At 39.5% G+C, this 20,968-nt stretch carries 17 protein-coding genes and 4 pseudogenes; 18 read left to right on the top strand and 3 right to left on the bottom strand.

Features of this window, described 5'->3' with window-relative positions; all coding sequences use genetic code 11:
• Positions 1–22 precede the first annotated feature (22 nt).
• The 8 genes and pseudogenes from A3GS_RS0100315 (at position 23) to A3GS_RS12595 (ending at position 7,830) form a co-directional block, all read left to right on the top strand.
• The gene (locus A3GS_RS0100315) at positions 23–505 is read left to right on the top strand and encodes an NUDIX hydrolase (RefSeq protein WP_018363436.1); all 483 of its coding nucleotides are present in this window, start codon (positions 23–25) and stop codon (positions 503–505) included.
• Positions 506–988: 483 nt separating this feature from the next.
• Complete coding sequence (locus A3GS_RS0100305) at positions 989–2,182, top strand: AI-2E family transporter (protein ID WP_018363434.1); 1,194 nt, start codon at positions 989–991, stop codon at positions 2,180–2,182.
• Entirely contained in the window at positions 2,172–3,401 is a 1,230-nt protein-coding gene (locus A3GS_RS0100300) for a tetratricopeptide repeat protein (RefSeq protein ID WP_018363433.1), read from the top strand. The genes A3GS_RS0100305 and A3GS_RS0100300 overlap by 11 nt, the downstream gene beginning before the upstream one ends.
• Complete coding sequence (locus tag A3GS_RS0100295; RefSeq protein ID WP_018363432.1) at positions 3,391–3,576, top strand: hypothetical protein; 186 nt, start codon at positions 3,391–3,393, stop codon at positions 3,574–3,576. The genes A3GS_RS0100300 and A3GS_RS0100295 overlap by 11 nt, the downstream gene beginning before the upstream one ends.
• Before the next feature lie 117 nt (positions 3,577–3,693).
• Positions 3,694–5,367, top strand: a complete 1,674-nt coding sequence (gene alsS / locus A3GS_RS0100290; protein WP_018363431.1) for an acetolactate synthase AlsS — start codon at positions 3,694–3,696, stop codon at positions 5,365–5,367.
• Between the two features lie 12 nt (positions 5,368–5,379).
• Positions 5,380–6,099 carry an acetolactate decarboxylase gene (gene budA / locus A3GS_RS0100285; RefSeq protein WP_018363430.1) on the top strand — a complete coding sequence of 240 codons (720 nt, stop codon included), beginning with the start codon at positions 5,380–5,382 and terminating at the stop codon, positions 6,097–6,099.
• A gap of 225 nt (positions 6,100–6,324) precedes the next feature.
• Positions 6,325–7,188: pseudogene (locus A3GS_RS11210) on the top strand (helix-turn-helix domain-containing protein).
• A gap of 444 nt (positions 7,189–7,632) precedes the next feature.
• Positions 7,633–7,830, top strand: coding sequence for a hypothetical protein (locus A3GS_RS12595; protein WP_156808847.1), 198 nt, complete (start codon positions 7,633–7,635; stop codon positions 7,828–7,830).
• Positions 7,831–8,061: 231 nt separating this feature from the next.
• Here A3GS_RS12595 and A3GS_RS0100270 read toward each other — a convergent pair whose 3' ends face one another.
• Both A3GS_RS0100270 and A3GS_RS0100265 read right to left on the bottom strand, forming a co-directional pair.
• Entirely contained in the window at positions 8,062–9,342 is a 1,281-nt protein-coding gene (locus A3GS_RS0100270; protein WP_026216201.1) for a bifunctional folylpolyglutamate synthase/dihydrofolate synthase, read from the bottom strand.
• An 89-nt stretch (positions 9,343–9,431) separates the two neighbouring features.
• On the bottom strand, positions 9,432–9,881 hold the full coding sequence (locus tag A3GS_RS0100265) for a DUF6556 family protein (protein ID WP_018363425.1): 450 nt from the start codon (positions 9,879–9,881) through the stop codon (positions 9,432–9,434).
• 148 nt (positions 9,882–10,029) lie between these two features.
• Between A3GS_RS0100265 and A3GS_RS0100260 the strand changes: the two genes are divergently transcribed.
• From A3GS_RS0100260 to A3GS_RS0100230, 7 genes are all read left to right on the top strand, one after another.
• The gene (locus A3GS_RS0100260) at positions 10,030–11,175 is read left to right on the top strand and encodes a cysteine desulfurase family protein (protein WP_018363424.1); all 1,146 of its coding nucleotides are present in this window, start codon (positions 10,030–10,032) and stop codon (positions 11,173–11,175) included.
• Between the two features lie 18 nt (positions 11,176–11,193).
• Positions 11,194–12,411, top strand: coding sequence for a tRNA uracil 4-sulfurtransferase ThiI (gene thiI / locus A3GS_RS0100255; RefSeq protein WP_018363423.1), 1,218 nt, complete (start codon positions 11,194–11,196; stop codon positions 12,409–12,411).
• Positions 12,412–13,251: 840 nt separating this feature from the next.
• The gene (gene glmS, locus A3GS_RS0100250; RefSeq protein ID WP_026216199.1) at positions 13,252–15,063 is read left to right on the top strand and encodes a glutamine--fructose-6-phosphate transaminase (isomerizing); all 1,812 of its coding nucleotides are present in this window, start codon (positions 13,252–13,254) and stop codon (positions 15,061–15,063) included.
• Between the two features lie 129 nt (positions 15,064–15,192).
• Positions 15,193–15,522: a zinc ribbon domain-containing protein YjdM gene (locus A3GS_RS0100245; protein ID WP_018363421.1), complete on the top strand. Its 330-nt coding sequence runs from the start codon at positions 15,193–15,195 to the stop codon at positions 15,520–15,522.
• 121 nt (positions 15,523–15,643) lie between these two features.
• Complete coding sequence (locus tag A3GS_RS0100240) at positions 15,644–16,285, top strand: amino acid ABC transporter permease (RefSeq protein WP_018363420.1); 642 nt, start codon at positions 15,644–15,646, stop codon at positions 16,283–16,285.
• Between the two features lie 9 nt (positions 16,286–16,294).
• Positions 16,295–16,924, top strand: coding sequence for an amino acid ABC transporter ATP-binding protein (locus tag A3GS_RS0100235; protein ID WP_018363419.1), 630 nt, complete (start codon positions 16,295–16,297; stop codon positions 16,922–16,924).
• A gap of 16 nt (positions 16,925–16,940) precedes the next feature.
• Positions 16,941–17,780 carry an amino acid ABC transporter substrate-binding protein gene (locus A3GS_RS0100230; protein WP_018363418.1) on the top strand — a complete coding sequence of 280 codons (840 nt, stop codon included), beginning with the start codon at positions 16,941–16,943 and terminating at the stop codon, positions 17,778–17,780.
• Between the two features lie 10 nt (positions 17,781–17,790).
• Here the strand turns inward: A3GS_RS0100230 and A3GS_RS13260 are convergent.
• Positions 17,791–17,991, bottom strand: a pseudogene (locus A3GS_RS13260) (hypothetical protein).
• On the opposite strand from A3GS_RS13260, the pseudogene A3GS_RS11205 reads away from it, so the two are divergent.
• The 3 genes and pseudogenes from A3GS_RS11205 to A3GS_RS0100215 all read left to right on the top strand — a co-directional run bounded on the left by A3GS_RS11205 (position 17,985) and on the right by A3GS_RS0100215 (position 20,959).
• Positions 17,985–19,476: pseudogene (locus A3GS_RS11205) on the top strand (IS1182 family transposase). The pseudogenes A3GS_RS13260 and A3GS_RS11205 sit on opposite strands and share 7 nt — an antisense overlap.
• A 200-nt stretch (positions 19,477–19,676) precedes the next feature.
• Positions 19,677–20,077: pseudogene (gene tnpA / locus A3GS_RS11200) on the top strand (IS200/IS605 family transposase).
• Positions 20,078–20,383: 306 nt separating this feature from the next.
• Positions 20,384–20,959: an NADPH-dependent F420 reductase gene (locus A3GS_RS0100215; RefSeq protein WP_018363416.1), complete on the top strand. Its 576-nt coding sequence runs from the start codon at positions 20,384–20,386 to the stop codon at positions 20,957–20,959.
• Positions 20,960–20,968: the final 9 nt, after the last annotated feature.

The following is a 20,968-nucleotide window of genomic DNA, read 5'->3' as shown; positions in this document are numbered from 1 at the left end:
AATGATAGAGAGAAGGAAGATAATGACAAAATTAGCTACCATTTGTTATATTGATAACGGGAAAGAGCTTTTGCTCCTGCACCGCAACAAAAAGATCAATGATGTTCACGAGGGCAAGTGGATTTCTGTAGGCGGAAAACTAGAAGCAGGAGAGACACCAGACGAGTGCGCCAAGCGAGAAATTTTTGAAGAAACGCATTTTATAGTCAAAGATATGGATTTCAAAGGAATTATTACTTTTCCAGAATTTACACCAGACCATGATTGGTACACTTATGTCTTCAAGGTGACGGAGTTTGAAGGTCAGTTGATTTCAGATGAGGAATCGCGTGAAGGCACCTTGGAATGGGTGCCCTATGATCAGGTTCTGACCAAACCAACTTGGGAAGGTGACTATGAAATCTTTAAATGGATTTTGGATGACGTTCCCTTCTTTTCAGCCAAATTTACCTATGGAGAAGATGGACAGTTACTTGATAAATCAGTGACCTTTTATGACAAATAGCCTTTTTCAAACTAGCCAGCGGACTTAGCAAAAGTCTGCTTTTTTAGACCAAAAATGCTATAATAACTGTTACATTTATACTTTTACTTTATGATATTCAAATAGCAATGCTTTGATAGTCAGGAGCAAGTGGGATGTAAAAAGTGTGTCTTTTATCACTTGGCCAAAGGAGGTCGCTTGCGTCTGCACTACTAAAGGAAGTATCAAAAATATAATTGTCCTGTTGTAAAATGAGGTGCAAGAAAAAAGCCCTGTTCATCTGATATATTAAAATGGCTAAACAAATATAGAGGAAAATGAACAGGCCCACTAACCATTTTGCTAGAAAATAGGACTATCCCCACCTTACAGTCACTGACTTAGGCCAATGAACAAAAGTTGTATTTGACTTGACAATGATGAAATTATAAAATTTTTTAAAAAGTATTAATAATCATTAAAACATAATTCTTTGCATTCGTATAAAATAGTTAGGAGTTCTTCATGAATCAATCCAAAGATAAACACTTTTCAGATTCTTGGTTTTTCAAATGGTTTTTGAATAATCAGGCTGTTATTGTTCTTCTAATAACTTTCCTGGTTTTTTTGACCCTTTTTCTCTTTACCAAGATTTCGTTCCTTTTTATGCCAGTTTTATCATTTATGGGCATTGTTATGCTGCCTTTAGTCATTGCTGCGCTACTTTATTATCTTCTTAAACCATCAGTGATTTTTCTCAACAATCGTGGATTAGGGCTGAGTACGTCAATCATGCTTGTTTTTGCTATCGTGATTGGTTTACTTGTTTGGGCAGGCTCAGGATTCTTTCCTATGATTAGGGATCAGCTAGTGACCTTTGTTGAGAATTTACCTCATTACGTCAGAATTGTTAATCGCGAAAGTACTAAGTTTCTTGCCAATAATGATTGGTTGCAGAATTATCAATCAGAACTCAGTCAGATGCTATCTAATATCAGTAGTAAGGCTGTTGATTATGCCCAAAGTTTCTCAAAGAATGCCTTTGACTGGGCAGGCAATTTCGCAGGAACCATTGCGCGTGTTACTATGGCCATTATCATTTCACCTTTTATCCTCTTTTATTTCTTGCGTGATAGCGACAAGATGAAGCAAGGACTTTTACAGGTTTTACCGCCAAGAACGCGTCAGCCTATTTCCCGAATTCTAGGTGATATTAATAAGCAACTTTCAGGTTATGTACAAGGACAGGTAACGGTTGCTATTGTTGTTGGTTTCATGTTTGCTATCATGTACAGTTTTGTTGGTTTGCGCTATGCGGTGACCTTTGGGATTATTGCAGGATTCCTGAACATGGTACCTTATTTGGGAAGTTTTGTTGCTCAGATTCCCGTCTTCATCATGGCTCTGGTTCAAGGGCCACTTATGGTAGTTAAGGTGCTCATCGTCTTCTTTATTGAGCAGACCATTGAAGGACGTTTTGTCTCCCCCTTGGTTTTGGGAAATAAGCTGAGCATCCATCCTATTACCATCATGTTTATTCTTTTGACGGCTGGTTCCATGTTTGGTGTGTGGGGCGTTTTTCTGGGAATTCCAATCTATGCTTCCGTCAAAGTGGTGGTTAAGGAACTTTTTGATTGGTACAAATCCATCAGTGGTCTTTATGAAGAAGATCTAGTGAATGAAAAGGTAAAGGAAGAAAGAAAAGAAGATGTTGAATAGTGAAAAAATGATTGCTTCGCTTGATCGCCAAGATTTGCAGCGAGCAGAAAAATATTTTGAACGTGCTTTAAAAGAAGATGACAGTCAAGCTCTTTTGGATTTAGCTGAATATCTGGAGAGCATAGGATTTTTGCCTCATGCCAAGAAGATTTATCTGCGAATGCGTGAAGAATTTCCAGAAGTTAATATTAATTTAGCCCAGATTGCAGCAGAGGACGGAGATATTGAAGAAGCCTTCTTATATCTGGATGCAATCAATTCAGATAGTCCAGATTACTTATCATCGCTTTTGGTCATGGCTGACCTTTATGATATGGAAGGATTAACTGATGTCGCGCGTGAAAAACTCTTGGAAGCAAATCAATTAAGTGATGATCCATTAGTTATTTTTGGTCTGGCAGAGATTGATTTATCCTTGGAACATTACGAGGAAGCCATTCAGGCTTACGCTAAATTAGACAATCGCGATATTCTTTCATTGACAGGTGTTTCAACCTATCAACGCATTGGACGAGCCTATGCTGGTCTTGGAAAATTCGAAGCTGCCATTGAGTTTTTGGAGAAATCAGTTGAGATTGAGTATGACGAGACAGCTGTTTTTGAACTGGCAACCATTCTTTACGATCAAGAAGAATATCAAAAAGCTAACCTTTATTTTAAGCAAATAGATACCATGAATCCGGATTTTGCGGGTTATGAGTATGTTTACGCCCTTTCTCTTCATGAGGAGCACAAGATAGAAGAAGCACTGCGTCTTTTGCAACAAGGTCTAAGTAAGAATGAATTTGATGTTCATTTGTTGCTGGAAGCTTCTCAGTATTCATACGAATTGCATGATACTAAGTCGGCGGAAACCTATCTATTGCAGGCTAAGGAAGTTGCTGAGGACGACGAAGATGTTCTTCTTCGCTTAACCAATCTGTACTTGGAAGAAGAGCGCTATGATGATCTCATCAAACTAGATCATGAAGAGATTGAAAATGTTCTCACTAAGTGGAATTTAGCCAAGGCTTATCAAGCTTTGGATGAAGGCGAGAAAGCTTTCATTTATTACGAAGATTTAGCTAAGGATTTGGCTGATAATCCAGAATTTTTGCAGGATTATGCTTACATTCTGAGAGAATTTGGCTACCGCGACCGTGCTCAAGCGGCAGCTGAAAAATATCTCCAGTTGGTTCCTGATGATCTTAATATGGCAGGTTTTTTAAATGAAAACTAATCTTAAAGATATCATAGCCAGCAATCTGATTTCAGTTATCATCATCTTCCTACTTCTGTCTCTTTTTGACCATAGCGGAAGAAATCAAGAAAATACCTTTATCATTGTAATTGGATTTTTCCTCATCACAGCTTACGATCTTATCAAACTCATTCTTCAAAATCGTGATAAATAGTTTTAGAATGTGAAGTGATTGTCAAGATAAGATAAAAATTTCACAAGTGCTTTTTCACAAACTAAAGCATAAACTGTGATATAATTGGTTTACAATTGTGAATAAAGGAGAAAACCAATGAGTGATTTAAATAAAAATTATGGGGCTGACTTAATTGTGGACAGCCTCATTAATCATGATGTAAAGTATGCTTTTGGTATTCCAGGAGCTAAGATTGACCGCGTTTTTGATACTTTAGAAGACAAGGGGCCACAGCTTATTGTGGCGCGTCATGAACAAAATGCAGCTTTCATGGCTCAGGGGATTGGACGCATTACTGGTGAACCAGGTGTTGTAATTACTACAAGCGGTCCAGGCGTATCTAATTTGGCGACAGGACTTGTAACTGCGACAGATGAAGGTGACCCTGTCTTGGCCATATCAGGTCAGGTTAAGCGAGGCGATCTACACAAACGTGCCCACCAATCAATGAATAATGTGGCCATGATGGATCCTGTAACCAAATATTCTGCAGAAGTTCATGATGCTAATACCTTATCAGAAACTGTTGCTAATGCTTATCGTTTAGCTAAATCAGGTAAACCTGGAGCTAGCTTTATTTCTGTTCCTCAGGATGTGACCGACAGTCAAGTTTCTGTCAAAGCTATCAAGCCATTGACAGATCCTAAACTGGGTTCTGCCTCAGTTGCGGATATTAATTATCTCGCTCAGGCTATTCGTAACGCAGTTCTTCCTGTTCTACTTTTGGGAAATGGCGCTTCCACTAAAAGGGTGACAGATTCTATCCGTCGTTTACTTGATTCGGTTAAACTGCCAGTTGTTGAAACTTTCCAAGGGGCAGGTGTTGTCTCACGTGACTTGGAATCAACATTCTTTGGCCGTGTAGGGCTCTTTCGTAATCAACCTGGGGACATGTTGCTGAAACGTGCTGACTTGGTTATTGCCATTGGTTACGACCCAATTGAATATGAGGCACGTAACTGGAATGCTGAAATCTCAGCTCGTATCGTTGTTATTGACGTAGCTCCAGCTGAGATTGATACTTATTTCCAACCTGAACGTGAGTTAATCGGTGATATTTCTGATACCTTAGACTTGCTTTTGCCAGCCATTAATGGCTATACTTTGCCCAAAGGTTCTCGAGATTACTTGCAAGGGCTTCGTGATAACGTGGTAGAAGATGTTAAATTTGATCGCCATTCTGAATCCGGTTTGGTCCATCCACTTGATGTCATTGATGTGCTTCAGGCAAATACCAAAGATGATATGACAGTAACTGTTGATGTAGGCAGTCACTATATCTGGATGGCACGCTACTTCAAATCTTACGAAGCTCGTCACTTACTCTTCTCAAACGGGATGCAAACACTGGGAGTTGCGCTTCCTTGGGCTATATCAGCTGCGCTGGTTCGTCCTAATAGCAAAGTTATTTCTATTTCTGGTGACGGTGGTTTTCTATTCTCAGCTCAAGAATTGGAAACAGCTGTACGCTTGAAACTGCCAATCGTTCACATCATTTGGAATGATGGTAAGTACAACATGGTTGAATTCCAAGAAGAAATGAAGTATGGGCGTTCATCAGGTGTTGACTTTGGACCGGTTGACTTTGTCAAATATGCTGAAAGTTTTGGTGCCAAGGGATATCGTGTGTCAACTAAAGAGGACTTTGAGGCTATTCTGAAACAAGCTTTGACAGAAGCCACAGATGGTCCGGTACTGATTGATGTTCCAATTGATTATAAGGATAATATTAAGCTAGGTGAGACAATCTTGCCAGACGAATTTTATTAAAAAGAGGGAATTATGTCAGAAGCAATTAAACTTTTTCAATATAATACATTGAGTGCCTTGATGGCAGGGTTATATGGAGGCACCTTAACTATCGGTGAATTGTTGGAACATGGTGATCTGGGAATTGGTACGCTGGATTCGATTGATGGTGAGCTTATCGTCTTAGATGGAAAGGCCTACCAGGCCAAGGGTTCTAGCGGTAAGCCTGAAGTAGTTGAAGTTTCAGAGAATGTCAAGGTGCCTTATGCAGCAGTTGTTCCCCATCAGGCTGAAGTGATTTTCAGACAACGTTTTGAAATGACGGATAAGGAATTGGAGGACCGCATTGAATCTTACTATGATGGGGTTAACTTGTTTCGATCAATCAAAATCAGTGGTCACTTTTCTAAAATGCACGTCCGTATGATTCCAAAATCAACAGCTGATACAAAGTTTGCAGATGTGGCAACTCGTCAGCCAGAGTATACTAGGGAAAATATTTCAGGAATCATTGTAGGTATTTGGACGCCTGAGATGTTTCATGGAGTGAGCGTTGCTGGCTATCATTTGCACTTCATATCTGATGATCATACATTTGGTGGTCATGTTATGGACTTTGTCATTTCTGAAGGGCTAATTGAAGTAGGTCCGGTTGACCAGCTAGATCAGCGTTTCCCAGTTCAGGATCGCAAGTATCTTTTTGCTAAATTTAATGTTGATGAACTCAAAGAAGATATTGATAAAAGTGAATAAAGAATGATTGACATGGCATGATCCATGTCAATTTTTATATTAAATTGCTATCATCAGAAATAGAAGTGATGGTTAGTTAATCTCAGCTGCTTCCTAGTTCTACTAAACATGAGAGTTAAATTTTTGAAATTATTTTCTTTCTAATGTAAAATAATTAGTTATATAAAATGATGATCTAGATGAAATTATTTTATCAATCTTATATTTTAATAAGCAGGTGAGAATATGCAAAAGGTCGTAGGAGAGGTATTTAAAATTATTCGAGAAGCAAAAGGGCTCACTTTAAAGGAAGTTGCGGATAATATTGTCTCAACAGCCCAATTATCTCGTTTTGAAAGAGGAATTAGTGGTATCACTATTGATACTTTTTATCTTTGTTTAAAAAATATGAATGTTCCCTTAGATGAGTTTCAGTGGGTTTATCATAATTATACCCAAACCTTGGATATCCAATTTTCAACGAAACTTTCTGAAGCTTATCTTAATCAGGATGTAACTAAGATAAAATCTATTTTAAAAAATTGTCTTCAGTTTGAAGAAGAAAATCCCGACCAAAAACTTTACAGACTAAAAACAATCGTTGTTCGAGCTATCCTATTTTATTGCTTACCATCCGAAGTTGTTTCCAATGAAGATGTGCAATTTCTGATGGATTATTTATTCTCCGTTGAAGAGTGGGGTCGGTTTGAACTATGGATTTTTACGAATGCGGTTGGCTTGATGAATGTTGCCTCGCTTGAACTTTTTACAAATGAAATGGTAAAAAGGACATAGTTTTATCGAGATATTCCAGAAAATCGTAAGCGGATTTTACAGATGCTGTTAAATGTTATAGAAATCTGCATAGATCGTAAACAGTTGAAAGTTGCCTTTAGATGTTTCAACTATATTGATAGCTTTAATATACCGGAAACTGATTTATACGAAAGGATCTTGATAAAGTTTTACCGTGGTTTTTATGAATTTCAAATAGGCAAAGATGAGGCAATTAAAGAAATGGAGAAATGCGCTAATATCATGGCTTCCTTAGAATGCTTAGGAACCGCACAACACATGAAAGAAAAAATTGAAAAGCTTAGTCAAAAGTAAAAAAATAGTGCCAAACCGGAGTTTTGGCGCTATTTTTTAATAGGGTAATAAACCAATTTTAGCTTGTCACATATTTTGTTTAACCAATCAATAGTAGAGCTGCAATACTGCACTAGAATTCCCATGACTTATTTTATCACGACTTTACTCCAAGAGGTCTCCAAAAAAAGATTTTGATTTTGATGAACTCTTTAGAAAGCAGCTTGAGGCAGACGAATTGAGGTCGTTTTAGCTTATTCATGCTATAGTTTAGTTTGGAAACACCGCAGTCAATAGCCACTACTATGATCAAAGACTGGATAATAAGATTATAGTATGCTTCCTCTAAGCATCCCTCGCAATTAAAGCGGGATCTCATTCTTGACTATGGTGGGGATTGGGAAGAGTGGGGCATTAAGCTTTATTCTAAGAATCTGTATTCACAAAAAATATTTAACTAAAGATATGACTAGACAAGCGTATGAAACTGATTTAACTGATAACGAATGGGTAAGCTTGAATCCTATTTCTCAAAACACTACACCTATCAATGGTCTAAACAAGAATTTGTTAAAAAAGCGAGTGAAAGCTGGTAAAGCTATCTCTTCAACCTACGCAATCATTGATTCTCAAAGTGTGAAACCAAGGAATGCCACAGAGTAACTAGGTATTGACGGTGGTGAAATAATCAAAGGAAGTTGGCAAATCATACCCAAGCCTTGGGGTGTAGAGAGGACGTTCTCTTGGTTGAAATATTCTCGAAGATTAGCCAAGGATGTTGAAAAATCAGCCTCATCGGAGGTAGCTTTTATCAAATTATCACACATTAGTCTTATTTTAAGAGCATTATGATCTTGTGAATACATTTTTTGTTCAATGTTGATGAACAAAGAGTCAATTGATAATTTGGAGGGAGTGTTCGATTTGCGAATTATTGTTTTGAAGGTAATTTCTCACTTCGGAAATAAAATAAAGCGACCCCGTCACAACGTAGAGCTGATCAGGTTCAACTTGACTCTCTACCAACCAAGCCTTCCAATGCTTAACCTGTGGATATTGATTTGGATAATCAGACAAGGGGCGAGCTTCTGGAAAGTCAAAACTGGTGACACTGAGGTCAAACTCAGCCAGCTGGCCCAGTATCTTGTCAAGCGGCTTGCGGTTGAGGCTGGCGAATAGGATGTGAATGGCCTTGTCTGGAAAATAATCCTTTAAAACCTCAATCAACTTAGCAATGGAATCTTCATTGTGGGCGCCATCCAGAAGCAGGTTGGGTCTGACCAGCTCGCAGCGGCCTGGCCAAACTGTTTGTTCTAGTCCTACTTTGATGTTCTGGGGAGTCAGCTTGGGAAATTGCGACCTAAGAAGTAGGGAGGTCATAATAGCTAGAGCTGCATTGGATTGTTGGTGCCTGCCCAGCATAGCTAGCTCAATATCAGCCAGTCTGAAACTCTCATAGTTAAAGTCAAAAGCTCTTCCATTTTCCAAGAGGAAGAAATCCTGCCCCAGTTCATAATGAGGGGAGAAGAGTTGCTCTGTCCTGTCTAGAAAAACTTGACGAACTTGGTCTGTCATGGGGCCGAAAATCAAGGGAGTATGAGCGTCTAGAGCGCCTACTTTTTGGCGAGCAATATCAGTCAGCTGATGCCCCAAGGTTTCCTGATGATCTAAACTGATGGAGGGGCAGACAAGAGCTAAAGCCTTGAAGACATTAGTAGAATCATGTTGTCCGCCGATACCAGCCTCAATAATAGCCAGGTCCACTGGCTGAATCTGTGCGAAATAGAGGAACATGATGGCCGTGACTAGCTCAAATTCAGTTGGCTTATCAAAGTGGTCTAGAAAGTTAGTTTGAGCAATCTTATCCTGCAAGACTTGTACCGTCTTGACCAAGTCTTGGTCTGGAATTGGGTTACCATCAATGGCTATACGCTCGTTGAAGCGCGTGATGTAGGGTGAGGTGAAGGTGCCGGTCTTGTAGTCTGCCTCTGTGAAAATATGTTGCAGATAGCTGGTCGTCGAGCCCTTGCCGTTAGTCCCTACCAGATGAATGGCAGGGAAATCATCTTGAGGATTCCCTAATGTTGCCAGCAGAGCTTTCATCCGTTTCATGTCTGGTCTGCGACCTTTGGCCTTGTGGGAGTGAATCCAATTGAGTGTTTGATAATAGTTCATAGTATTTTAATGGGAAGTAAGATAGAAAAAGAGTTTAACCATTCTGACCTCTTTAGGTCAAGAGTAGTCAAACTCTTCTAGGAGATTGATCATTGAGCTGATTCAGTTGCAGAAGATGATGGTATCGTTGCATCAGTGGCAGAGTTCGCAGTGTTATCAGAAGATGAGGCAACATTGCTTTCTGAGGATGCGGCAGAGCTTGCTTCGTTGTATTGACTTGAATAGGTTTGATCAGCATTAGCAGAGGAGCTGTATGTATTGTTATCGTTATCAGTGTTGACATTGCTGCTGGTTTTGTCGCTACTTTCCTTAACTTTAATAATCGTTGTTTTGCTAGTACCACTTGAAGAATTGCTGTTGCTCTTACTTCCGCCATTCAAGGCATTATTGATAGTGATGGTGGCGACGATGATACTGAGAATACTACCGATGAGGGCAACGGTCTTTTGCAGAGCAGAAAAGCCTGTTTTGATATGTTTTGTTGGTGTGGATGATTCGGGTACTGATGTTTTACGTCGTCTTGAATATTGTTCTGACATGACTAGTCTCCTTTTTATCGTTCTATTCTATTATATGATTTTCCCTTAAAAAATGCTAAAAAAAACTTAACTTTTATTCCAAGAACAAGACTGTCATATATGGTATAATAATTTAGATTGAATTTGAAGGAAGTTACAATTATTTATTATGATTTATTTTGACAATTCGGCCACGACGCTTCCTTATCCAGAAGCGCTCAAGACTTATCAAGAAGTGGCCAGTAAAATTTACGGCAATCCCTCAAGCTTGCACAATCTCGGTAGCAAGGCGACACGCATTTTAGAAGCCAGCCGTCAGCAGATTGCAGACCTACTAGGCGTCAAAAATAGCGAAATTATCTTCACCTCAGGCGGTACAGAGAGCGATAACTGGGCGCTCAAGGGCATTGCTTTTGAAAAAGAACGCTATGGTAAGCACATCATTGTTTCTGATATTGAGCATCCAGCGGTTAAGGAGTCGGCAAAATGGCTGAGCCAGCATGGTTTTGAGGTTTCTTACGCCCCTGTAACGGCGGATGGTTTTGTTGACTTAGACCAATTGGCTGCGCTTTTGCGACCAGATACCATTTTAGTATCTATCATGGCGGTCAATAATGAAATGGGTTCTATCCAGCCTATCAAATCTATTTCGCGTCTGTTAGCGGACAAGCCTAGTATTTCTTTCCATGTTGATGCAGTGCAGGCTATCGGGAAGATCCCAACCGAAACTTACCTGACTGAGCGTGTGGATTTTGCCAGCTTTTCAGGTCATAAATTCCATGGCGTGCGCGGCGTCGGTTTTCTTTATAAAAAAGAAGGCAAGAAATTACAACCTCTTTTAACCGGAGGCGGTCAGGAAAGGGACTTCCGTTCAACCACTGAAAATGTAGCGGGAATTGCGGCAACTGCTAAAGCCCTTCGCTTGGTCATAGCCAAGGAATCTCAGGCTCTGCCAAGAATTGCTCAGATGAAAACAGTCATCTATGATGAACTGGTTAAACATGATGATATCATGATTTTCTCTGGTGATGATGAGCGCTTCGCGCCTAACATTTTGACCTTCGGTATCAAGGGTGTTCGTGGCGAAGTAGTTGTCCATGCTTTTGAAGAACACGAAATCTATATTTCGACGACATCCGCTTGTTCATCTAAGGCTGGCAAACCAGCAGGGACTCTCATTGCTATGGGAGTGCCAACCAAACAAGCTCAGTCAGCCGTTCGTATCAGCCTTGATGATGATAACGATATGAGCCAGATTGAGCAGTTCCTTACCATCTTCAAGCAAGTTTATGACAAAACAAAAAAAGTACGATAAAAGGAAAAGATAAGAATTATGCTAGAGTATTCAGAAATTATGGTTCGCTATGGTGAGCTGTCAACTAAAGGAAAAAATCGCATGCGGTTCATTAACAAATTGAAACGCAATATTGAACACGTTCTATCCATTTATCCAGATGTGACGGTCCATGCCGACCGCGACCGTGCCCATGTTTATCTCAATGGGACAGACTATCTTCCTGTTGCTGAATCACTTAAACAAATCTTTGGGATTCAGGCATTTTCACCGTCTTATAAAGTTGAAAAAACAGTTGATGCTGTTAAAAAAGCAGTACAAGATCTAATGGTGGACATTTATAAGGAAGGCATGACCTTCAAAATCAGCTCCAAGCGCAGTGATCATAGTTTTGAATTAGATAGTCGTGAACTGAATCAAGTCATGGGCAATGCCGTTTTCGATGTTTTACCAAACATTCAGGCCAAGATGAAAAATCCAGATATTAATCTTAAGGTAGAAATACGCGATGAAGCCGCCTATCTTTCCTACGAAAATATCAAGGGTGCAGGTGGTCTGCCTGTTGGCACATCAGGCAAGGGCATGCTTATGCTGTCTGGTGGCATTGATTCACCAGTCGCTGGTTATTTGGCTCTTAAGCGCGGTGTTGATATTGAAGCGGTGCACTTTGCCAGTCCTCCTTACACTAGCCCTGGTGCACTTAAGAAGGCACAGGACTTGACCCGTAAATTGACCAAGTTCGGTGGCAATATCCAGTTTATCGAAGTTCCTTTTACGGAAATTCAAGAAGAAATCAAGGATAAAGCGCCAGAGGCTTATCTTATGACTTTGACACGCCGATTTATGATGCGTATTACAGATCGTATTCGTGAGGAACGCCACGGCCTAGTTATTATTAATGGTGAAAGTCTCGGTCAGGTTGCCAGCCAGACGCTTGAGAGTATGCAGGCCATCAACGCTGTAACCTGCACACCAGTTATCCGTCCAGTGGTCACCATGGATAAGCTGGAAATCATTGACATCGCCCAAAAGATTGATACCTTTGATATTTCTATTCAACCATTTGAAGATTGCTGTACCATTTTTGCGCCAGACCGTCCAAAAACTAATCCTAAAATTAAGAATGTTGAACAATACGAAAAACGTTTAGATGTTGAAGGTCTGGTAGAACGTGCCGTCGCTGGTATCAGGATTACAAAAATCACACCGCAGGTGGAACATGATGATATGGATGATTTGATTGAGGACTTATTATAAAAAATATTTTCCCAAAGGACCAAATGTTGAGCAATCAATGATTCCATCAGCTCTTTGCTCAATGCCGATTCCGAGATATTTCTTAGCTGACGGGCGAGTCTTCCTTTTCTTTCGCTTGCAAACAGCTTTAGGCAAATCAATTGGGTTAATAGTTAATAGACCTAGGCGACTAAAGTTTTATGTGTCATAGTAATTGACTCTGTTCGCTTCTATGGATGTTGTTAGAAGGTAAGCTTCGATTTTTCCCGTGATCTGCTTTAGAAAGTTGGGGATGGGCCTATTTTGTGGGGAGTTCGGTCTATCAGATGAACAGATCTTTTTTCTTACACTTCATTTTGCAACAGGATAAAAATTATGGCATTCAATACAATTTAATTAATTTGCAACTAATTAAATGAAATAAAAATGTCCGTTTGAAAAAGTTGTTATTAATTAAATGAGATGTTATTTTGCTGTGGAAGTAGATTATTATAAGTTTATAGCAGTTATCCTCCCTTGGAAAAGGCAAAGCAGCATAGCTAGCTTAGAAAGAGAATTTTGAGATTCTCTTTTTTTATTTATTTAGGCACTACAGTTCATATGAATTGAACTATACCAATTTGATTGTTGACTTTTATAAATATAAGTTATATACTGTCTTTGTTAGTATTTTTCAACGTTAAATTGAACTATACCAATTATATACTCAGAAAATCAATCCTATGATGTGGCTTCTTAGTTAGGGCAGCTAGTGCTAGATCAAGCATGTGTTCCCTGAGAGAGCGTAGCATAGCTGGTCTTGATTTTTAATAAGTATAAAATTAAAAAAGGAGTGGTAGGAATAACCTACCGATAATGATTATGTGTGGAATTGTTGGTGTTGTTGGAAATCGTAATGCAACAGACATCTTGATGCAGGGATTAGAAAAATTAGAATATCGTGGATATGACTCTGCGGGTATTTTTGTTGCGAATAATAACGGTTCAAATTTGATTAAATCTGTTGGACGTATTGCTGACTTACGTGCAAGAATAGGGATTGATGTTGAGGGAACGGCTGGGATTGGTCATACGCGTTGGGCTACTCATGGTAAACCAAGTGAAATCAATGCTCATCCGCATCAATCTGAAACATCTCGTTTGACCTTGGTTCATAATGGTGTTATCGAAAATTTTGCACAAATTAAAGACGATTATCTGTCGAATCATCATTTGAACGGGCAAACAGATACTGAAATTGCGGTTCATTTGATTGGTAAATTTGTTGAAGAGGATGGTTTGTCCGTTTTAGAAGCTTTCCGAAAAGCACTTCATATTATTGAAGGTTCTTACGCGTTTGCTCTTATGGATGCGCAAGACCCTAATACGATTTATGTGGCTAAAAATAAATCTCCTCTTCTCATTGGTTTGGGTGATGGCTATAACATGATCTGTTCAGATGCTATGGCTATGATTCGCGAAACAAATCAATACATGGAAATTCACGATAAGGAACTTGTTATCGTGAAGAAAGATAGTGTTGATATTCAAGATTATGAAGGACATTCCGTTGAAAGAGAGTCCTATATAGCTGAACTTGATCTTTCTGATATCGGTAAAGGGACCTACCCTTATTACATGCTTAAAGAAATTGATGAGCAGCCAACTGTGATGCGTAAGCTCATCAAAGCCTATACTGATGATGACAATATTGTCGTTGACAATGCTATCGTTGAAGCTGTACAAGAAGCAGATCGTCTCTATATTATTGCGGCTGGAACATCCTACCATGCAGGTTTCGCAGCCAAAAATATGTTGGAAGCTTTGACAGAAACACCTGTTGAGTTAGGAATTGCATCTGAATGGGGCTACAATCAGCCTTTGCTCAGTAAGAAGCCGCTCTTTATCTTTATTAGTCAATCTGGTGAAACTGCAGACAGTCGTCAGGTCCTGGTAAAAGCAAACGAACTAGGTATTCCAAGTTTGACGATCACCAACGTTCCTGGATCAACTCTATCACGTGAGGCAAGTCATACTATGCTTCTTCATGCTGGTCCAGAAATTGCAGTTGCTTCAACTAAAGCCTACACAGCACAGATTGCTACTCTTGCATTTTTGGCTAAGGCAGTTGGTCAAGCTAATCATAACAAAGCTGCAGAAGACTTCGATCTTGTGCATGAATTAGCCATCGTGGCACAATCAATTGAAGCGACTTTGTCAGAAAAAGAATTGATCGAAGAAAAAGTAGCTAACTTATTAGCAACAACTCGCAATGCCTTCTATATTGGTCGAGGTAGTGATTATTACGTTGCCATGGAAGCTTCTCTTAAATTAAAAGAAATTTCTTATATCCAATGTGAAGGTTTTGCAGCTGGTGAGTTGAAACACGGAACTATCTCACTTATCGAAGATGGCGTACCTGTTCTTGCTTTGATTTCTAATAATCCAATTCTTGCGGCTCATACGCGTGGCAATATTCAAGAAGTAGCTGCTCGTGGCGCTCATGTTTTGACCATTGTTGATGAAGCTTTGGCTAAGGAAGATGATGATATTAAGGTGATGACTGTTCATCCATTCTTATCGCCAATTGCTATGGTTGTGCCAACGCAATTGATTGCTTACTATGCAACCTTACAACGTGGTCTTGATGTTGATAAGCCTCGTAATCTTGCAAAATCTGTAACTGTTGAATAAAATAATAAACCCTACAAGTTTCTTTGACTTGGTTGTAAGGCTTTTAAAAAGTATGTCTAGGAAGCAAAGCTTGAAAAGCAGAGTGATTTTCGGTAAAATATTAAATATCAAATTTTTTAAGGAGTGGTTATGTCTCTACCAAATTGTCCAAAATGTAACTCAGAGTACGTCTACGAAGATGGTATCTTGCTTGTTTGTCCTGAATGTGCATATGAATGGGATCCAAACGAAGTTGAAGAAGATGACCTTGTTGTCCTTGATAGCAACGGCACTCGCTTGTCAGATGGTGATACTGTTACAGTTATTAAAGATTTGAAAGTCAAGGGTGCGCCTAAGGATATTAAGCAAGGAACACGTGTAAAAAATATCCGTTTGGTGGAAGGTGATCACAACATTGACTGCAAGATTGATGGCTTTGGTGCTATGAAATTAAAATCAGAATTTGTGAAAAAGGTTTAAATTAATGAAGTCGACACCGTGTCGGCTTTTTGTATATTTATTCTTAAATTTATAAAAAATATGAATGTAAAATGTCAGAAAATTTGATATAATGGTAACATCTATTTTTATAGGAGAGCATATGTCATACATTTTTCAGGTTTTGCCCAGTCTTTTGGACGGGGCTGTCATAACCTTACAAGTTTTCTTTATTGTCATTGTTTTGTCCATTCCTTTAGGGGCCATTTTAGCATTCTTGATGCAGGTTAACTTTAAACCCTTGCAATGGCTTTTAACAGTCTACGTGTGGGTAATGCGTGGGACTCCTTTGTTATTGCAATTGATTTTTGTTTATTATGTTCTTCCGAGTGTGGGTGTCACGTTTGATCGCTTACCAGCAGCAATTCTGGCTTTCACTATGAATTATGCAGCTTATTTTGCTGAGATTTTCCGTGGTGGGATTGAAGCCATTCCAAAGGGGCAATATGAAGCAGCTAAGGTTTTGAAGTTTACGCAACTACAAACCATTCGTTTTATTATTTTGCCACAGGTTTTCAAAATTGTTTTGCCCAGTGTTTTCAATGAGGTGATCAATTTGGTTAAGGATTCTTCTCTGGTTTATGTGCTGGGAGTTGGTGATTTGCTACTTGCTAGTAAAACTGCTGCTAACCGAGATGCTACCTTGGCACCAATGTTTATCGCGGGAGCTATTTACCTTCTCTTAATTGGGCTTGTGACTATTCTGTCTAAGCAAGTTGAAAAGAAGTTTAACTACTACAAATAAGGAGACCATATGTTAGAATTAAAAGATATTTCCAAACAGTTTGGTCAGAAAAAGATTTTTGATCATTTTAATCTTGTTGTTGAAGATGGCAAGATTTTGTCGCTCGTTGGGCCTTCGGGTGGTGGAAAAACAACTCTTTTGCGTATGCTGGCTGGTCTTGAAAAAATTGACTCAGGTGAGATTATCTACAATAATGCAAAAGTATCTCTTGATCATTTAGAAAATTTAAACTTGCTTGGGTTTGTTTTTCAAGATTTTCAATTATTTCCCCATTTGACTGTCTTGGACAATCTGATTCTGTCTCCAACCAAAACCATGGGAATGCCTAAGGAAGCTGCTAAGGAAAAGGCTCTAGACTTGTTGGCTAGGCTTGGTTTGTCTGAGCATGCCAATGTTTATCCATTTTCACTCTCGGGTGGACAGAAGCAACGTGTAGCGCTGGCTCGTGCTATGATGATTGACCCTCAAATTATTGGCTATGATGAGCCAACCAGTGCATTGGATCCAGAGTTGCGTCAAGAAGTTGAAAAGTTAATCTTGCAAAATCGTGAAGCAGGGATTACTCAAATTGTCGTAACGCATGATTTACAATTTGCTGAAAATATTTCAGACAATATTTTAAAAATTAATCCTAAATAGAAGAAAAAGGTGACTTATGAAGTTAAAGAAAGTTTTATTAGGTGCAGTCGCTGCTCTCAGTATTGTAAGCCTTACTGCTTGTGGTTCAAAGGAGAAAGCATCCTCTACAAGTGACAGCTGGGACAAAATGAAGTCAGAAAAATCTGTCACGATTGGTTTTGATAATACCTTCGTGCCAATGGGGTATAAGGACAAAGATGGCAAAAATGTGGGATTTGACATTGACTTAGCCAATGCTGCTTTTGCTGAATATGGTATGAAGGTTAAGTGGCAACCTATTAACTGGGATTTGAAAGAAACAGAATTGAAAAATGGTAAAATTGATTTGATTTGGAATGGATACTCCATCACGTCCGAACGCAAGGCTAAGGTTCAATTTACAGATCCTTACATGAAAAATGAACAGGTTTTGGTAACGAAAAAATCGTCCAATATTACTAGTTTCGCTGATATGAAAGGTAAGGTTTTAGGTGCTCAGTCAGGTTCATCAGGCTATGATGCCTTTATATCTAAACCTGAGGTCCTTAAAGACATCGTTAAGGATAATGATGCTAGCCAGTATGAGACCTTCACACAGGCTTTAATTGACCTAAAAAATGATCGTATTGATGGGCTCTTGATTGACCGTGTTTATGCCAATTATTATTTGAAACAAGAGGGTGAGCTAGATAACTACAATATTATCAAGAGTAAGTTTGATGGTGAAGACTTTGCTGTTGGTGCGCGTAAGTCTGATAAGAAACTAGTCAAAAATGTGAACGCTGCTTTCAAGAAACTCTACAAAGAAGGAAAATTCCAAGAGATTTCAAACAAGTGGTTTGGCGAAGATGTTGCGACAGATACTATTAAAAAATAAGGGATTGTTGTCAACTGTAGTCGGTGATGAAAAGATATATTCTGGAGTCTGGGACAAAACTGTTCCTAATTAATACAAAAAGCAACGGCATCAAATCCGTTGCTTTTTGCATGGTTGCGATAGTCTTGGTAAAATAGAATTGCGTAATAAACCATTTAGAAAGGCTATCTCATGCATATCTACTATAACACAAATCAAACCACTTTGCCACTAGAACTTGCTTGCATTTTACCCCCTGACCATATTGTCTTTGCCATAGAAAAAGTGGTGAATACCTTGGACGACAATCACTTTCAGTCTTTTTACCACGTCTTTGGCCGCCCCTCTTATCACCCAAAACTTGTTTTGTCTGCTCTGCTCTTTGCCTATTCACAAGGCGTCTTCTCCAGTCGCAAAATCGAGAAAATGATGGTCGAAAATCTAGCTATGCAATACCTGACAGGACAGTTGGTCTTGAGCTACCGCACCATCAACCGTTTCCGTGTTACAGATGGGATGGAACATCTTATCCGAGAGCTCTTTATCACCCTCAACCTCCACTTAAAAATGGAAGAGCTGGTGACGCTGGACTGTCTCTACATTGATGGCACCAAGATTGAAGCCAACGCCAACAAATATAGCTTTGTCTGGAAGAAGGCAACCGATAAGTTTTCTGCTAAGCTTCAAGAACAGATGCAGGTCTATTTTCAAGAAGAAATCACACCCCTTATCCACCAAGCTATTGAACTAGACGAGGAGGAAGGAATCTCCTCAGAACAATTGACTGATTTCGCTCATCTTCTGGAGGAAGAACTGACAGCGCTCAATCAAGATATGGAGGAAGCTCCCATTAAGGGAAAGGACGAGCGTAAAGCCAAACGCCGAAAACTCAGGAAAGTCCTGCGAAAAGTCAGAGATGATTTTTCAGTGCGGGCTGAGAAATATGAGACTTACCAAGAGACGTTCGAAGGGCGTAACAGCTTTTCTAAGACTGATACAGATGCTACATTTATGCGAATGAAAGACGACCACATGAGAAATGGTCAGCTCAAACCAGGCTACAACCTGCAAATCGCCACCGAAAACCAGTTCGTCCTTCACTACGACGTCTTCCCAAATCCAACGGATACGAAGACATTGCTTCCGTTTTTAGAAAGCTATCCACACGAGTTTAAACTGGTGGTCGCTGATGCAGGTTATGGCAGTGAAGAAAACTTATTCACACTTGATCAGCTTGGGATTGACCACTTGATTAAGTATGGTCTGTTTGACAAGGAGCAGAAAAGGAATTACAAGCAGTCGTCTAAGAACTTGGACAATTGGGCTTACGATGAAGGTTGCGACACCTACACCCATCCCGATGGCTGGGCCTATCACTTTGAATCTGTCAAATACAGTCGAACATCCACTGGATTTGAACAGGAATAAGGGTCTATAAGGCGGATTATCCTGATTTAGCACCTCAAAAAGGGCTTTATGTCAATGAGAGGTATCAAGCTTTAAAACAATTAGAAAAAGAGAAGCTTTTATCTGAAGAAGGCAGTCGCATCTTCGCGCAACGGAAGGTTGATGTGGAGCCTGTCTTTGGCCAGATAAAGGCTTGTTTGGGTTACAGACGATGTAACCTGAGAGGAAAACGCCAAGTAAAAATTGACATGGGATTGGTTCTCATGGCTAATAATCTCAAGAAATAAACAAAAAAATGAATCAAAACTAAAACAGAGACTCACAACTAACGTGAATCTCTGTTTTTTGTGCTGAGAAAGCTTTTTGTCCCAGACTCTTTTTGGCTTCTGAAAACCATTAGCTATGCTAGTGGTTCCAGATAGCTTCCAGCATGGTATTAAAAAACCTCCCCAAATGATAAGATAGAAGTGGTTTCCCCGCCACCCCATCACATCATATAGGAGGTACCTCATGAGAGAGGATAATGAAAGTTTATCACATACGTGTTGGAATTGTAAATATCATATCGATTTCGCACCTAAATATCGCCGCCAAATCATATATGGCAAATACAAGTCAAGTATCGGCAAGATTAAATATAAAGGAGCGATGATTCATGAATCCAATGCATGTTTAGACCATATTCATATGTTAGTAAGTATTTCACCCAAACTCAGTATACCTAGTTTTATGGTTTACTTAAAAGGCAAAAGCAGTCTCATAATTTTTGACAAACATGCCGATTGAAATACAAGTATGATAATAGAAAATTTTGGTGTAGAGGCTATTATATCGATACAGTAGATTGAAACCAAAAGGTGATTGCTGAATATGTACAAAATCAATTGCAGGAAGACAGGGTTGCAGACTAGCTTACATTGTTTGAAAGGGGTGATCTGTCACAGGAGAACCAAATAGGAAGAAGTAGAAGAGGCGCTTTAGCAGCTGCTTGGACAAGTGATGCGCGAGGAAGCTGATTCAGCGGGCCTTTGGCCCTGGCCGGGGTGAGCGGCTTATAGTCACAGAGCAAACCACCAGTGTGAACTGGTGGTTTTGATCGACGTTCAATCGTTTTTTAGCTGTAAGCAAATTTCTTGCAAATTTATCACTAAGTAGTATAATTCATAGTATAAGTTGTAACAAAAAAAGTTACAAGATGGAATTTGGAGGAATTTATCATGGCAAACATTACAGTTTTTGGTAAAGGAAACATGGGGTCAGCTATCGGTGGGCTCTTTGAAAAGTCAGGACACAAAGCTTTTTATCTTGGTTCGGGAGAGCAAGCGGAAACAATTGGTGACATGGTAATCTTGGCAGTCCCTTACCCAGCAGTCGCAGATATTTTAGATCGCTATGCAGCAGATTTAGATGGTAAGGTTGTGGTGGATATCACTAATCCTGTTAACTTTGATACTTTTGATGATTTGCTAGTGCCTGCTGATAGCTCAGCGACAGCAGCATTTTCAAAAAAAGTACCAACAGCACGCTGGGTTAAAGGTTTTAACACCACCTTTGCAGCAACTTTGGCAAGTGGTCAGGTTTCGGGAAGAGAAAAAACCCGCGTCATGTTGGCATCAGACGATGCAGAAGCAAAAGCCCTCCTAACAGATATGCTGGTAGATAGTGGCATTACTGTATTGGATGCAGGGGGCTTGAAACGTGCTCGTGAATTAGAAGCTTTTGGTTTCTTGCAAATTTCACTGGCGGCGCAGGAAAAGATTTCTTGGACAGGTGGTTTTGCCATCTTAGATTAAGGAGATAAT

The organism is Streptococcus caballi DSM 19004 (genome assembly GCF_000379985.1).
GTDB lineage: Bacteria > Bacillota > Bacilli > Lactobacillales > Streptococcaceae > Streptococcus > Streptococcus caballi.
This window is presented reverse-complemented; position numbering and strand designations above follow the sequence as displayed.

Bases quoted from the DNA above. Each gene is read 5' to 3' on its own strand.
- A3GS_RS0100240 (WP_018363420.1), top strand. From the start codon at position 15,644: ATGTCATACATTTTTCAGGTTTTGCCCAGTCTTTTGGACGGGGCTGTC.
- A3GS_RS0100260 (WP_018363424.1), top strand. From the start codon at position 10,030: ATGATTTATTTTGACAATTCGGCCACGACGCTTCCTTATCCAGAAGCG.
- A3GS_RS0100305 (WP_018363434.1), top strand. From the start codon at position 989: ATGAATCAATCCAAAGATAAACACTTTTCAGATTCTTGGTTTTTCAAA.
- A3GS_RS0100300 (WP_018363433.1), top strand. From the start codon at position 2,172: ATGTTGAATAGTGAAAAAATGATTGCTTCGCTTGATCGCCAAGATTTG.
- A3GS_RS0100245 (WP_018363421.1), top strand. From the start codon at position 15,193: ATGTCTCTACCAAATTGTCCAAAATGTAACTCAGAGTACGTCTACGAA.
- A3GS_RS0100295 (WP_018363432.1), top strand. From the start codon at position 3,391: ATGAAAACTAATCTTAAAGATATCATAGCCAGCAATCTGATTTCAGTT.
- A3GS_RS0100270 (WP_026216201.1), bottom strand. From the start codon at position 9,342: ATGAACTATTATCAAACACTCAATTGGATTCACTCCCACAAGGCCAAA.
- thiI (WP_018363423.1), top strand. From the start codon at position 11,194: ATGCTAGAGTATTCAGAAATTATGGTTCGCTATGGTGAGCTGTCAACT.
- alsS (WP_018363431.1), top strand. From the start codon at position 3,694: ATGAGTGATTTAAATAAAAATTATGGGGCTGACTTAATTGTGGACAGC.
- A3GS_RS0100230 (WP_018363418.1), top strand. From the start codon at position 16,941: ATGAAGTTAAAGAAAGTTTTATTAGGTGCAGTCGCTGCTCTCAGTATT.
- A3GS_RS0100215 (WP_018363416.1), top strand. From the start codon at position 20,384: ATGGCAAACATTACAGTTTTTGGTAAAGGAAACATGGGGTCAGCTATC.
- A3GS_RS0100265 (WP_018363425.1), bottom strand. From the start codon at position 9,881: ATGTCAGAACAATATTCAAGACGACGTAAAACATCAGTACCCGAATCA.
- A3GS_RS12595 (WP_156808847.1), top strand. From the start codon at position 7,633: ATGACTAGACAAGCGTATGAAACTGATTTAACTGATAACGAATGGGTA.
- glmS (WP_026216199.1), top strand. From the start codon at position 13,252: ATGTGTGGAATTGTTGGTGTTGTTGGAAATCGTAATGCAACAGACATC.
- A3GS_RS0100235 (WP_018363419.1), top strand. From the start codon at position 16,295: ATGTTAGAATTAAAAGATATTTCCAAACAGTTTGGTCAGAAAAAGATT.
- budA (WP_018363430.1), top strand. From the start codon at position 5,380: ATGTCAGAAGCAATTAAACTTTTTCAATATAATACATTGAGTGCCTTG.
- A3GS_RS0100315 (WP_018363436.1), top strand. From the start codon at position 23: ATGACAAAATTAGCTACCATTTGTTATATTGATAACGGGAAAGAGCTT.